At 63.2% G+C, this 13,711-nt stretch carries 14 protein-coding genes and 1 riboswitch; of the genes, 8 read left to right on the top strand and 6 right to left on the bottom strand.

Translation table 11 applies throughout. The features are described 5' to 3' along the window. Window positions 1–207: 207 nt before the first annotated feature. The 4 genes from ctaC (at window position 208) to AC1TQG_RS27095 (ending at window position 2,587) form a co-directional block, all read left to right on the top strand. The gene (ctaC, locus tag AC1TQG_RS27080) at window positions 208–1,284 is read left to right on the top strand and encodes an aa3-type cytochrome oxidase subunit II (RefSeq protein WP_482142023.1); all 1,077 of its coding nucleotides are present in this window, start codon (window positions 208–210) and stop codon (window positions 1,282–1,284) included. Window positions 1,285–1,302: 18 nt separating this feature from the next. Beyond that, the gene (locus AC1TQG_RS27085; RefSeq protein ID WP_482142024.1) at window positions 1,303–1,719 is read left to right on the top strand and encodes a cytochrome c oxidase subunit 4; all 417 of its coding nucleotides are present in this window, start codon (window positions 1,303–1,305) and stop codon (window positions 1,717–1,719) included. A gap of 71 nt (window positions 1,720–1,790) precedes the next feature. Then, window positions 1,791–2,267 carry a GNAT family N-acetyltransferase gene (locus AC1TQG_RS27090; RefSeq protein ID WP_482142025.1) on the top strand — a complete coding sequence of 159 codons (477 nt, stop codon included), beginning with the start codon at window positions 1,791–1,793 and terminating at the stop codon, window positions 2,265–2,267. A gap of 23 nt (window positions 2,268–2,290) precedes the next feature. Next, complete coding sequence (locus AC1TQG_RS27095) at window positions 2,291–2,587, top strand: antibiotic biosynthesis monooxygenase family protein (protein ID WP_482142026.1); 297 nt, start codon at window positions 2,291–2,293, stop codon at window positions 2,585–2,587. Between the two features lie 204 nt (window positions 2,588–2,791). Here the strand turns inward: AC1TQG_RS27095 and qcrB are convergent, their stop codons facing one another. From qcrB to ctaE, 4 genes are read right to left on the bottom strand one after another with little or no spacing between them, the layout of a single operon-like run. Then, window positions 2,792–4,408 carry a cytochrome bc1 complex cytochrome b subunit gene (gene qcrB / locus AC1TQG_RS27100; RefSeq protein ID WP_482142027.1) on the bottom strand — a complete coding sequence of 539 codons (1,617 nt, stop codon included), beginning with the start codon at window positions 4,406–4,408 and terminating at the stop codon, window positions 2,792–2,794. Next, entirely contained in the window at window positions 4,405–5,577 is a 1,173-nt protein-coding gene (gene qcrA / locus AC1TQG_RS27105) for a cytochrome bc1 complex Rieske iron-sulfur subunit (RefSeq protein WP_482142028.1), read from the bottom strand. Before qcrA ends, qcrB begins: the two co-directional genes overlap by 4 nt. Then, window positions 5,574–6,497 (bottom strand): cytochrome bc1 complex diheme cytochrome c subunit, encoded by a 924-nt coding sequence (qcrC, locus tag AC1TQG_RS27110; protein WP_482142029.1) that lies wholly within the window; start codon window positions 6,495–6,497, stop codon window positions 5,574–5,576. Before qcrC ends, qcrA begins: the two co-directional genes overlap by 4 nt. Window positions 6,498–6,554: 57 nt before the next feature. Next, window positions 6,555–7,166 carry an aa3-type cytochrome oxidase subunit III gene (gene ctaE / locus AC1TQG_RS27115; protein ID WP_482142030.1) on the bottom strand — a complete coding sequence of 204 codons (612 nt, stop codon included), beginning with the start codon at window positions 7,164–7,166 and terminating at the stop codon, window positions 6,555–6,557. A gap of 148 nt (window positions 7,167–7,314) precedes the next feature. Between ctaE and AC1TQG_RS27120 the strand changes: the two genes are divergently transcribed. Together AC1TQG_RS27120 and trpD are read left to right on the top strand one after the other, a co-directional pair. Further along, entirely contained in the window at window positions 7,315–7,773 is a 459-nt protein-coding gene (locus AC1TQG_RS27120; RefSeq protein WP_482142031.1) for a hypothetical protein, read from the top strand. A gap of 140 nt (window positions 7,774–7,913) precedes the next feature. Then, the gene (trpD, locus tag AC1TQG_RS27125; protein ID WP_482142032.1) at window positions 7,914–8,963 is read left to right on the top strand and encodes an anthranilate phosphoribosyltransferase; all 1,050 of its coding nucleotides are present in this window, start codon (window positions 7,914–7,916) and stop codon (window positions 8,961–8,963) included. Between the two features lie 49 nt (window positions 8,964–9,012). On the opposite strand, the gene AC1TQG_RS27130 is transcribed toward trpD, so the two are convergent. Continuing rightward, complete coding sequence (locus AC1TQG_RS27130) at window positions 9,013–9,288, bottom strand: Lrp/AsnC family transcriptional regulator (RefSeq protein ID WP_482142033.1); 276 nt, start codon at window positions 9,286–9,288, stop codon at window positions 9,013–9,015. A 20-nt stretch (window positions 9,289–9,308) separates the two neighbouring features. Further along, entirely contained in the window at window positions 9,309–11,060 is a 1,752-nt protein-coding gene (locus AC1TQG_RS27135) for a DEDD exonuclease domain-containing protein (protein WP_482142145.1), read from the bottom strand. A gap of 599 nt (window positions 11,061–11,659) precedes the next feature. Further along, a riboswitch (cyclic di-AMP (ydaO/yuaA leader) is annotated at window positions 11,660–11,843 on the top strand. Between the two features lie 15 nt (window positions 11,844–11,858). Between AC1TQG_RS27135 and AC1TQG_RS27140 the strand changes: the two genes are divergently transcribed. After that, entirely contained in the window at window positions 11,859–12,443 is a 585-nt protein-coding gene (locus tag AC1TQG_RS27140) for a C40 family peptidase (protein WP_482142034.1), read from the top strand. Between the two features lie 250 nt (window positions 12,444–12,693). Further along, window positions 12,694–13,710 carry a C40 family peptidase gene (locus AC1TQG_RS27145; protein ID WP_482142146.1) on the top strand — a complete coding sequence of 339 codons (1,017 nt, stop codon included), beginning with the start codon at window positions 12,694–12,696 and terminating at the stop codon, window positions 13,708–13,710. Window position 13,711 lies beyond the last annotated feature (1 nt).

Below are 13,711 nucleotides of genomic sequence, written 5' to 3' on the forward strand. Positions count from 1 at the left end.
GGGGTACAGAACACGCCCGAGTATGCCGCAATCGGGAGTAGCGCCGCGTGCGCGGCCCGGGTTGGGTGGTCCGTCGGCGGCACCGCGGGACACGAACCCAAACCCCGATACGAATGTGAGCCGGGCTTGGTCTACGCTGCGTAGTACACGAGCTACCAATCGTGGAGAGCGTTGTGACTGTTTCCAGTCAGGGCAGGGTAGGAAGGCGTGAAATTGGCACACGGTGGGCAACCTCCGGCATCGACCAAGCGTCAGCACCGCGGACGTCGAATCAAGCAGATAAGCGCAGCCTTGTTCCTAGGCGTTGGCGCACTGATGCTGTCGAGCTGCAGCGCTGAAGAAGCGTTGCGATTCGGTTGGCCAAAGGGCATTACGCCCGAGGCCGAAGACATGCGGCATCTATGGACGTGGTCGGTGATCTCGGCCCTCATCATGGGTGTTCTGGTGTGGGGTCTGACATTTTGGACCATTACGTTCCATCGCCGTAAGGCAGGACAAGACGAGTTCCCGCGTCAGACGGCATATAACGTCCCGTTGGAACTGACATACACCGCGATTCCTTTTGTGATCATCGCGGTCCTCTTTTACTTCACGATCATCGTGCAGAACAAGGTCGAGGCGAAGCAGCCCGATCCTGCAGTGGTGGTCGACGTGACCGCATTCCAGTGGAACTGGAAGTTCGGTTACCGAACCGTTCGTTTCGACGACGGTCAGATTTACGACGGCTCCGAAGCCGACGGGAATCCGTACGACCAGCAGGTCCCGGAGGGCGAGCACCCAGAAGAGTCGGGCGATGAGCACGATGCGCCGTTCCAGGCCCTCGAGAATGACGTTCGGTCGTACCTGAAGTTCGACAAGATCGAGACATTGGGTACCTCGGACGAGATTCCGGTCCTGGTGCTGCCGACCGATCGTCGTATCGAGTTCGAGATCGCGGCGACCGACGTCGTCCACTCGTTCTGGGTTCCGGAGTTCCTCTTCAAGCGGGACGTCATGCCGTTCCCGAAGGAAAACCACTCGGACAACCGCTTCCAGGTCAGCGAGATCGACCGTGAGGGTGCGTTTGTGGGACGTTGCGCGGAGATGTGCGGCACGTACCACTCGATGATGAACTTCGAGGTTCGTGCGGTCAGCCCGGCGAAGTTCGACGAGTACATCAAGTTCCGCGAAGCCAACCCCAACGCGACCAATGCTGAGGCGCTCAAGGCGATTGGTGAGGATCCGCTTGCGATCACCACCAAGCCCTTCGACACCAAGCGCGGCACGCAGACCGCGCCGAACTAGTCACGGAGAAGCTACGAGATGCATATTGAAGCGCGGATCTTCGAGATCCTCACCGGATTCTTTTTCGCAGTGGGCGTGGCGTACGGGTTGGCCACCGGACTGACCAGTAAGAACGTCGAATGGGTTGGCGTCACCGGACTCGTCATGACCGGTGGTCTGGCCATGCTGGTTGGCACCTACTTCCGCTTTGTCGCTCGCCGGGTGGACATCCGCCCGGAGGACTACGAAGACGCGGAGGTGTCCGACGGCGCGGGCGAGCTGGGCTTCTTCAGCGCCGGCAGCTGGTGGCCGATTATGATCGCCGCCGGTGCTGCACTGTTCGCCGTCGCACTCGCGTTCGGGCAGTTCTGGCTCGTTGCGTTTGCCGCGGTCTGCATCATCGGTGCGGTGTGCGGTCTGGTGCTCGAGTACCACGTCGGACCCGAAAAGCACTGACAACAATAATCAGCACTCAGCTCCCAGGTCCGCAGGTTCAACTGCGGCACACCTGGGAGCTGAGTGCTTTCTTGCGTACGGCGATCCGAGCGCTTCTCGACCGGGCCTTCGACGGCGACTTCACCGACGCCGACTTCGATCACGCGCTCGGGGGAGTCCACGCGATGATCACCGACGGTGAAGTGGTGATCGGTCATGCCGCGGTGGTGGCCCGGTCGATCGCCCATGACGGCCGCGCATACCGGGTGGGCTACGTCGAGGCGGTGGCGACTGATCCAGACCGACAGCGCCAAGGCATCGGTGACCGCTTGATGAGCGCCGTAGAGGGCGTGATCGACGGCGCCTACGACTTCGGTGTCCTGGGGGCCAGTGATGCCGGTCTGCGCCTCTACCGAGCACACGGCTGGGTTCCATGGACCGGCCGGTTGTCGGCGATGACTCCGCACGGGTTGATCAAGACCCCTGAAAGCGCCGTTCACGTCTACGGACGGTCAACACCGGTGTCCGGTGAACTGACATGCGATTGGCGCTGCGGCGAGCTCTGGTGACCTGCGCAGGCATGATTGGTTCGATGATCATCGAACATGCGGTCCTACAGGTTCGCCCGGGTATGAGCGAGGATTTCCGTACCGCTTTCTCTGACGCGAGGAACATCATTGCCGGGATGCCCGGATTCGGTGGTCTGACGCTGTCGCAGTGCGTCGAAGATCCGGATCGCTACCTTCTGCTCGTGCAATGGGAGTCGGTGGAGCATCACACCGAGGGCTTCCGCGGGTCGCCGGCTTACCAGCAGTGGCGAGACCTGTTGCATCACTTCTACGAACCTTTTCCTGTCGTTCAGCACTATTCGCAGCTGGACACTGCGTAGTCGCGTGCGTGACCAACGGCCCGATGAAGGTCCGAGGGAACAACGCCCGTCGATACAGTTGGCAGGATGATCGTGGCGACCACGGTGTGCGACGGGACAACGGTGGGGTAGGGGAGTGCCGCTGCCGTCTGCAGCGACAGACCGTCCGCACATACAACAAGAGCCGGACCGCAATTGCGGTCCGGCTCTTGTCTATTGGCCGTGTCAGTCGACGAAGGGATCTCCGCCGCGCTCTTGCAGCGCGCGCAGGGCGTCCTTCTCGTCGTGATGTGCCTTCTTTTCGAGCGCGACGTTGCGAGCCTGCTCTTCGGCGGGGTCGGCGATCAGCAGTGAACCGGTACCTGGTTCGCCGGCGGAGCCGAGCTTGTTCATCCGCTTCGGGAGCGCAGCACCCTCGTACGGCAACGGAATCGGATGTCCGTGGTCGTCGACAGGTCCCAGCGGCTGGTGCAGCTCGATGAACTCACCGTGCGGCAGACGCATGATGATGCCGGTTTCGATGCCGTGCTCGAGCACTGCCCGGTCGCTGCGCTGCAATGCCAGAGCCCAGCGGTAGGCGATGTAGTACGCCAGCGGCGGGACGATGATCAGCCCGATACGGCCCATCCACGTGGTTGCGTTCAGCGAGATGTGGAACTTGTAGGCGATGATGTCGTTCATGCACGACAGCGTGAGGATGATGTAGAACGAGAGCGCCATCGCGCCGACCGCGGTCCGCACCGGCACGTCACGCGGCCGCTGCAACAGATTGTGGTGAGCGGTATCGCCCGTCAGCTTCTTCTCGATGAACGGGTACGTGAACATGAGCCCGAACACGATCGTCAGCACCACAACGACCCAGAAGATGGCCGGGATCGTGTACGCGTTGCCGAAGTAGATCTCCCACGCAGGCATCAGTCGAGCCAGACCATCGGTCCACATCATGTAGATGTCGGGCTGAGAGCCTGCCGAAACGTGCGCCGGGTTGTAAGGCCCGATCGCCCACACAGGGTTGATCTGGAACAGACCCGCGATGATCGCCAGGATGCCGAACGTGACGGCGAAGAATGCACCCGACTTGACTGCGAACACCGGCAGGATCCGGACACCGACAACATTGGTCTCGGTGCGGCCGGGGCCGGGGAACTGGGTGTGCTTCTGGTACCAGACGAGCGCCAGGTGAGCACCGATGAGCGCCAGGATGATTCCCGGGAACAACAGGATGTGCAGGACGTACAGGCGCGGAATGATGATGTCGCCGGGGAACTGTCCACCGAACAGTGCCCAGTGGATCCAGGTTCCGACAACCGGGATACCCAGGACGATGCCCGACATTGCGGCGCGAACACCGGTGCCCGAGAGCAGGTCGTCGGGGAGCGAGTATCCGAAGAAGCCTTCGAACATCGCCAGCACCAGCAAGAAGCAGCCGATGACCCAGTTCGCCTCACGTGGACGCCGGAAAGCGCCGGTGAAGAAGATGCGGGCCATGTGGATGATGATCGACGCCGCGAAGAGCAGCGCTGCCCAGTGGTGGATCTGCCGGACGAAGAGTCCGCCACGGACCTCGAACGAGATGTCGAGTGTGGTGGCGTACGCCTGGGTCATCATGACGCCGTTGAGCGGTTCGTAGGACCCGTTGTAAATGACCTCGGACATCGACGGATCAAAGAAGAACGTCAGGTAGACGCCCGAGATCAGCAGGATGATGAAGCAGTACAGCGCGATCTCACCGAGCAGAAATGACCAGTGCGTGGGGAAAACCTTGTTGATCTGGCGGCGAATACCTGCCGCCATGTGATACCGGGAATCTACAGCCTCGGCCTGCTGTCCGATCTTGCTCATGGCTTGTCCTTCCCCTGGCCGCGTTCCCAGAACGCCGGGCCTACGGGCTCGATGAAGTCACCGGCAGCCACCATGAAGCCCTGCTCGTTGACCGAGATCGGCAACTGCGCGAGAGCACGGGCGGCAGGACCGAAGATCGGTTTCGCGTATTCGAGGGCGTTGAACTGTGACTGGTGGCACGGGCACAAAATACGGTTTGTTTGCTGCTCGAACAGTGATGTCGGGCAGCCGAGATGCGAGCAGACCTTCGTGTACGCGTAGTAGTCGCCGTAGTTGAAGCTCTCCTGGCCTTGACGTTTGATCGCCTTGGCGGCGTCGTTGGGGCGCAGACGGATCAACATGACCGGGTTGCTGACGCCACGAAGACTCTCGATCAGCTTGTGACGTGACTCTTCGGTCTCACCGGTTCCGTCGGACACCCGCCACGGGAACACGGTCTCCATGCCTCCGGCGTCGATATCCTCGGGACGAACCAGGACCACTGACATCGGATTGCCGTTGTCGCGTCGCAAGAAGACCGTCTCGTTGGGATCTTCGGGCGAGTTGTAGATCGGCGACCAACCGGTGTTCCACAGCGGTGCCTTCTTGCCGAGTGCCCACGGGTTCTTGATGAAACCGCCGAGCATTGCGACGACGCCGGTCAGGGCGAAGGCGCCGAGGCCGAACAGACCGGCACGCTTGATCGCCTTGCGGCGGGGGAGCGTGGAGGTGTTCAGCGAATCGGCGAACTCTGCGGCGATGGTCCGCTTGTCGACCTCGGCGGAACCGCCGTCGTGGCGGTCCTGGACCGAGATCTCTTCAGGGATGAATCGCTTGGTGAACTGCACGGCGCCGATACCGAGAGAGAGGATCGACAGACCGAAGGTGAAACCGATGAGCGGGGTGTTGAGGATGTACGCCATGTAGTTGTCACCATCGGGCATCACGAATTCCCAGTGGTTGAACAGGAAGATGATCAAGCACGCGAGGGCCGAAACCCCGGCGAGTGCGAACCAGAATGCGACTGTGCGCTCGGCCCGCTTCTCTGCCTTGGTACCCGGCTCGGGGAAACGCTCCCGGCGGTGGATGACCTCCACGCCGTCGAGGTTCGTGCCGAGCTTGACCAACTCGTCGTGGCTCATCGCATCCAGCTCATCCGGGGTCGGATCTGGTTTCTGCTGGTCGGTCATCTACGTGATCCAATCCACATCGTGCCGGCGACAACAGCAACCGCGCCGACGAACCACATGAACATGCCTTCGGACACCGGGCCGAAGCCGCCGAGTCCGTAGCCGCCTGGGTCCTTCGCCGTGGTGGCGTACTTGACGTAGCCGATGATGTCGCGCTTTTCGTTGTCGGTCAGCTGCCGGTCAGAGAACTTGGGCATGTTCTGAGGTCCGGTGAGCATGGCGGTATAGATTTCCTGCTCGTTCGGCGCGTCGAGGGCGGGCGCGAACTTGCCCGACGACAGCGCACCTCCACGGCCGGTGAAGTTGTGGCATGAGGCGCAGTTCAGGCGGAACAGCTCACTGCCGCGTCCGATGTTGTCGCCCCGCAGAGCACCCTGCTCGATGACCGGGTAGCCGTTCTCGAAGATGACGTTTCCGTCGGCGTCCTTGGCGTAGACCACCTGCGGGCCACCACCGATGGACTGGATGTAGGCGCCGAGCTGGTCGATCTGGGCCTGGGTGAACTTGCTCGGCTTGCGGACGATCTGGGCTTCGCCGCGGACCGCCGGCATACGGCCGGAGGACACCTGGAAGTACACCGCCGCATCGCCGACGCCCACCAGTGACGGACCGCGATCGGCAACACCTTCGAGGTTCGCGCCGTGGCACGTGATGCAAGAGGTCTCGTAGAGCTTCTTGCCGTCTTGGACCAGTGCGGCAGTGGAGTCACTGTCCGCTTTGGCGACCTGGGCTTCAGGCGTGATGGCTGCGGCCAGTCCGCCGGCGACAACCAGACCTGCCAACAGGAGAAGAGCTCCGGAGGCGCGACGACGCAGTTTGCGGCGCGACTTGGATTTCTTGGCGTCTGTGCGGCCGGTGCCCTCGCTCAGGGCACCCGTTTCCGAATCCCCGGGTGAGGTGGGTGGGGGAGATGAACTCATCTGTATCTCTCTGCTTAGCGGACTGACTTTGCCTGTGCCAAAAGACTGTTTCGGCCGTTACCGAATGAAGTAAATGGTCGCGAACAGCGCGATCCAGACGATATCGACGAAGTGCCAGTAGTACGAGACGACGATCGCGGCGGTGGCCTGTGCCGGGGTGAACTTGCTGAGCCGGGTACGGAGCAACAAGATGACGAAGGCAACGAGGCCGCCGATCACGTGCAGGCCGTGGAAGCCCGTCGTGATGTAGAAGACCGAACCGTAGGCACTCGACGAGAGCGTGGTGCCCTCGTGGACCATGTGGTAGTACTCGTAGCCCTGTCCGGCGACGAAGAACGCGCCCATGATCAGGGTGATGGTGTACCACCGTCGGAGACCGAAGACATCGCCCCGCTCGGCGGCAAAGACGCCGAGCTGACATGTCACCGAGGAGAGAATCAGCACGGCGGTCACGGGGATCGCCAGTGTCAGATTGAGCTCGGTGGGCTCCATCGGCCAATTGCCGTAGTTTCCGGCTCGTGCCACGAAATACATCGCGAACAATCCGGCAAAGAACATCAGCTCGCTCGAAAGCCACACAATGGTGCCAACGCTGACCATGTTCGGTCGGTTCAGCGAGTGCACGCGCTGGGTGATAGCTGATCCTGTGGGTGCTGCAGCGCTAGTCACCAGAGAAGTATGACGGTTCGTAGTAAGCCCTGACTACTCGGGTCCAGATTTTTTTCAGCCCCGATGCGGCCGCGCTGGTAGTGGCACTGAAACGGTTCGCTGCGGCGTGTCCGAGATGTTGTTCAGGGCCACCTGAGAGGCTGGTGGGGTGGCACGTGATGTGAATGGCAATCCGATCGAGGTCCCCCGCTGGCGGCGACTGACAAGTCGTCTCGGGGGCGGGCGAAAGGCCAACGGAGAGTTGTCGGTCGACGACTCTTCGTTGACGATCACCGCCGAGAGTTTCGACGATGCGGAGGCGGCGTCGACGACCCTTTCGGCCTCACAGTGGCGCGCCGACGAACAGTCCGTGTTGCGACACCTGCTGGTGGTGTCCGAAGATTCGGTCGAAACGGTCATCGGGTTGGCCGCGCAGGACCACTACCAACTTGTATCGGCGGACGTTCCGCACTCGGTCGAGATCGCCGCGGGACAGATCGTCGTGGCGTTGGCGCGGGTGCAATTGATCGATGCCCTCCACGTATCTCAGGAGCGCTCGCGCATGGCGGGGCTCGCGCAGCGTCACGGTGGCACAGTCATTGCCTGGCAGGTGCTGCAGCCGCGTTGAGGGCTGGTGTTGTTGCAGTGGCGGAAGCAGCCTGCCGGTTTTGTCGCAGCAGGTGCTGCAGCCGCGTTGACGGCTGGTTGTTGTTGCAGTGATGGAAGCCTAGGTGGTCGTTACGGTTGGGCAGTGGATACTCTTTTCGCGTGACCCACTCCGATGCGCAGGCCCGCAGCTGGCCTCAGGTACTTGGAGTCCTGGCCGATGGCCGGGACCTGACCGCTGACGGCGCCGAGTGGGCGATGAACGAGATCATGTCGGACAACGCGACGCCGGCGCAGATCGCCGCATTCGGTGTGGCACTGAAGATCAAGGGGCCGGTCGCCGCCGAATTGCGTGGTCTCGCCGATGCCATGCTCAGCCACTCGACGGTGGTTCCGACGTCCGTGGCCTGTGTCGACATCGTCGGCACCGGTGGTGATCGCTCGAATACCGTGAACATCTCGACGATGACAGCTGTTGTCGTCGCGGCTGCCGGTGTGCCGGTGATCAAGCACGGCAACCGGGCCGCGACCTCGAAGAGTGGTGGCGCCGATGTGCTGGAGGCGCTGGGTGTGAACATCGCGCTGACGGCCGACGGCGTCAGCCGGTGTGTTGCGGAAGCCGGTATCGGATTCTGTTTTGCCCCGGTCTTCCATCCGGCGTTGCGTTTTGCTGCCGCACCGCGCAAGGAGATCGGCATCCCCACGGTTTTCAATGTGCTGGGTCCATTGACCAATCCGGCACGTCCGACGAGCGGGCTTGTCGGTTGTGCTTTCGCCGATCTGGCGCCGGTGCTGGCACAGACCTTTGTGGAGCGTGGCGATTCAGTGCTCGTGGTCCGCGGCGACGACGGCCTCGACGAGTTCACCACCACGTCGACCTCGACGGTGTGGCAGGCATTCGACGGTACGGTGCGCAAACAGACGGTGGATCCGACGACGCTCGGGTTGGCCCGGGTGCAACTGTCGGCGCTGCAGGGCGGGGATGCCGAACACAACGCCGCCGTCGCGCGAGAGGTCTTCGCCGGCGGGACGGGACCTGTCCGGGATGCGGTGCTGCTCAACGCCGCCGGCGCACTGACCGCGTACCGTCCGCAACCCGATGTCGATCTGCACGAGCAGTTACGTCAGCACATGGCCGTGGCCGCGGCAGCAATCGATTCGGGTGCTGCCGCAGCACGGCTGGCCGATTGGGTCCGCGTCAGCAACGCCTGACCCGACTCTTGGGCGAGATCACTCGCCGCCCGGATCATTCGCCGCCAGATCACTCGCCGATGGAGAAGCCCGCGTCGACGTCGGCGCTCGAATAGCTCTTGAACGCGATATGGGTTGCGGTGTGCTTGACCCCGGGGAGCCGGCTGATGGATTCGGTGACCACGTCGGCGATCTTCTCGTGGTCGCGGACTCGGAGTTTGGCGATCAGATCGACGTCCCCTGCGCACGAATAGACCTCGGTGACACCGGGGATGTCGGCGACCGCCTGCGCGGTTTCGGGGATCTGGTGGACATCGGTCTGAATCAGGACGATCGCGGTAATCATGGATTCAGACTAGTGCCGGATCAGGTCTGATCGATATCGATGGTGCGATGTGCCGAACCGACGAGTTCCCGCCACTGCGCCCACCGTCCGGCGCCGTGTCTCGGGAGGCTGAATCCGCTTGTGGCGCAGACAATTCGAACGCCAGGACTGGTGAGCCACCGAAAGACGAGTGCGGCTTCCTCCGGCGCGGCGCCGCAGAGTGGTCCGGTCGCGGGGATCACGGTCTCGGCCGAGGCGGCGAGCAACTCGACCACCGGCATCGGAGAGACTCCGCGGACCGCGACCCCGGCGCTGGCCAGGCGCCCGTGACGGATGACGGCAAGGTCCCAGCCACCACGCCCGTCGGGTGCGGCGGCCACGAGTTCGGAGATCCTGGCAAGCGCGGCGAGGCGCTGACAGCGTTCGAGATGGGCGATGAGTTGATCGAGGCGGTCGCGCAGGCGGGCGGCGTTCTCGAACAGTTCTGCCTCGGACAGGGTGGTCAGTCGATCCAGCGCGGCCACGACGGGTGCATCGCTGCGCCCGGAGAGCAGGTCGGCCACAGCCTGCGCCCGCCGGCTGTAGGCGTCGGTGTCCACCGATTCGGCGGTCGCGCCATGGCAGCCGCCGACGATCCGCCTGCCGTCTGGCCCGACCTCACACTGATGTAGACCGTCAGCGCGCAGCGGGGTCCGGCAGGTGCGAAGTTCGCAGAGCTCGGAGATGAGGTCGGCTATGTCGTAGGCGACGGTCCGCGATCGGACCGGACCCAGAGCCACTGTCGTTGGGGTGCGGCTCACCTTCAGGCGCGGAAACGGCTCGTCGGTGAGGCAGAGCCACCAACCGCGGTGGGGGAACTTGGACCGGCGGTTGTATGGCGGGGCATGGGCGCCGAGCAGGCGCAGTTCCCGGACCCCGGCCTCGATGCGGTGCGCGCATTGCACATGATCGACGCGGGTGGCCAGATCCACCATCTCCCGGATGCGGGTGCGGGTCTCCGAGCCGGTGAAATAGCTGCGCACGCGCCGCCGCAGATCGACCGCGGTCCCTATATATAGGACTTCGTCCGACGGGCCGCGGAAAAGATAGACACCGGGCTCGGCAGGCAAGTGATCGGACAGGACTCTCTTGCTGCGGGTCGCTGCCGAGATCCCGGGGAGGTAGTCGCGCAATTCTCTATATGTATGGATGCCCTGGTTGCCGACCCGCTCGAACAAGCGGTGAAGTACCTCCACTGTGGCGCGGGCGTCGTCGAGTGCTCGGTGGGTGGGGCGGGTCTGTACGGCGAACAATGCGGCGAGGGCGGAGAGTTTCACCGTGGGCGCCTCCTCGCGGGTCAACACCCGTCTGGCGAGCTTCACGGTGCACAGCACCCGGTTGAAGTTCCACGGATGACCGAGTTCGGTGGCGGCAGCGCGAAGGAAGCCGACGTCGAATCGTGCGTTGTGCGCCACGATCACCGAATCCTGAGCGAATTCCAGGAATGCCGGGAGCACCTGGTCGATGGTCGGTGCCCGGTAGACCATCGCTTCGGTGATCCCGGTCAACCGGACGATATGCGGGGGAATGCCGCGTTGGGGATCGACGAGCGTCGCAAAGTCGCCGAGTATCTCGCCGCCGCGGATCTTGACCGCACCGATCTCGGTGATGCGATCGTCGGTGGGACTGCCGCCAGTGGTCTCGAGGTCGACAACAACAAAGGTTGTCTCCCGCAGAGGTTGGTCGTCCGGATGCGCCAGAGTCGGGTCGTCAAACGACATCTGAGCCCCAACAGCCTCATCAACACCACTCATAACACTCACGTCGCGAACACTAGTTCGAGCCTCCGACAACGTTGAGATGTTTCCGGCCGCAGGGGGCGGGGTAAAAGATCCGGGATGTCTTGTCGGATGGTGCCGCTAGCGTCGCGATCGATGTAACAAAAGCCGGCTCATCTCGGCTCCGGGTAAACCCTGAGGGCCCCTGAGATCGAGATGAGTGGCCCAATGAGACGGAGATCACATTGCTCATCGAATGCAGCACCTGCCCGGGTCGTCCAGTTGAGTGTGACGGCTGCATGATGACGGTTTTCATGGGTCCCGTAGGGGTCCGGAGCAGCGAGGATGCGGAAGTTCGCTGTGATGAATTCGTTATTGATCACGAGGCCCGCCTCGAGGATGCAGTGGCGATGTTCCGCGCCGCGGGCATGCTCGCGAAGTCTGACACTCACGATCATCGCGTAAGGCCCGGCGCAGGTGGGGGCCACTTTTCGGGGCAGAATCAGCCCCAATTGTGGGCTGTGTAACACGACACGCCGGGGGACCTCTGTCGTCCTTCCGGTGGACATTCGTCGCCACGGTTTCGTAACCTTTCTGAGACCTTGCGAAAGCGTTCACTCCATCCGGAGCGAATCGTGAGGTCGCCGCTTAATCACCAACACGGTGAACCGGGGAACCATCTGATGCAGACCACAAGTCCGCATTTGGGGTGAATCCCATCGAACCCTGAGGTCTCAACGACTTTGCGGGTTCACCGGGTAGGGCCATCTTCCGGCCCGAATCCGACAGCTAACTCGGTCAGCGGATAGGGAAGAAACAAGGAGATCTCGCTTCGTGGCGAAACATCGTTTGAACAAAGAAAGCCGTGGGGCCAAGAGTGCCCGCGGTGCACTCATTGCCGGTTCGATCACACTCGGCACCCTGGGTATCGCCGCAGCGCCTGCCTTTGCCGCACCGGTGACAGTTCCCGGTGTCGGAACTTTCGACATCCCGGGTGTGACCCCGGAAATGATTCCGAATGAGCTGAAGCCGGAGAACCTTCTCCCCGGCGTCGCCGCTGCACCCGCACCCGTCAAGGCTGCCGGTCAGGTCGCTGCGGACGCCGCAGTCAGCAAGATCGGTTCGCCGTACGTCTACGGCGCAGCCGGCCCCAGTGCTTTCGATTGCTCGGGTCTCGTCTACTGGGCGCATCAGCAGGCCGGTCAGACCATTCCTCGTGACAGCTACGGCCAGCTCGGCGGAGGCACCAGCGTCAGCGCTGCGGACGCCCAGCCCGGCGACGTCGTGATCTACAACGGTGGCGGCCACGCCGGCATCTACATCGGTGGCGGTGAAGTTGTGCACTCTTCCACCGAGGGTGTGCCCGTCGCGCGTATGGCTATCAACGGTCAGTCGATCGTGGACATCCGCCACTACTGAGCAACCAGAACTGAATAGGCCATCGGGCGGGTCCGCATCCTTGCGGTCCCGCCCGACGGCATCCGGCCACCGGTGCGGCGGGTGAGGTCTGGCGATTCACATCGTCGGCCCATGCGCGCTGTGTAGCCTGGCCGGGTTGGTCAATTGCAGTGCAAGGGGATTGGTCGTCGGGTGACCGTCGACCAGAGTTGTGAACGTCGGTTAACGAGGAGTTGTCAAAGTCGTGGTGCGTGAGGGATATGCCGCCGTGATGCGGACTGCCGTTGCCGGAGTGGTCGTGGCGTTGGCGGTCACGCTGGGCGCCGGTGCGCAGGCAAGTGCCGAGCCTGCCCCGCAGAGCCCCGACGTGATGCTCGCCGATTACACGAAACTCGGGCGTGAAGCCGAGCAGGCCACCGAGGCGATCCACACGGCCACCATCGAACTGGGCAAGCAGCGCGAGGCCGTTGCGACGGCGACCAAGGACACCGAGGCGGCCGTGGCCAACCTCGCGGCACTCGACGAGCAGGCCGAAGGTCTCCAGGGCGCAGTTGATGCGCTCGTCACCGCCAGTTACAAGGGTGCGCGGGTCAACCGTCTCTACGCGGTGCTGGTCAGTGATTCGCCGCAGTCGCTCCTCGATCAGATGGCCGGCCTGGAGATGATCTCGCGGCAGACCGTCGAGGACGTCAAGAGGTTCACGACCGCGAAGACCAAGGCAGAGAATGCCGAGAAGGCCGCGTCTGATGCCAAGCTCAAGGCCGAAGCCGCCGTGGCCACCGCGGAGAAGACCAGCGCCGACCTGCAGGCCCAGCAGAGTGAGCGCGTCTTCAAGGCGACCGAGATCCGGGCCATGTATCAGGCACTCACCGGCAAGCAGCTCGCCGAACTCGCCGGTGGGAGCGTCGACTTCGACCCGAAGCTGCTGCCGGCGGGCACCGCCCCTGAAGTGGTCGCGGTCCGTGCGGCGATGACCCGGGTCGGCGATCCGTACGTCTGGGGCGCCACCGGCCCCGACCAGTTCGATTGCTCGGGACTGATGGTCTGGGCATATAAGCAGGCCGGTAAGACGTTGCCGCGGTCGAGCCAGGCCCAATTGGCCGGTGGAACCCAGGTATCCCGCGACGACATGCGTCCAGGCGATCTGATCATCTACTACCCCGACGCAACCCACGTGGGCATGTACATCGGCAACGGGTACGTGATCCACGCGTCGACCTTCGGTGTGCCCGTGGCGGTTGTCCCGGTCGACAAGGGCGGCCCGTTCAACTCTGCCCGTCGGTACTGAC

It is taken from the genome of Williamsia sp. Y844, from assembly GCF_056786475.1.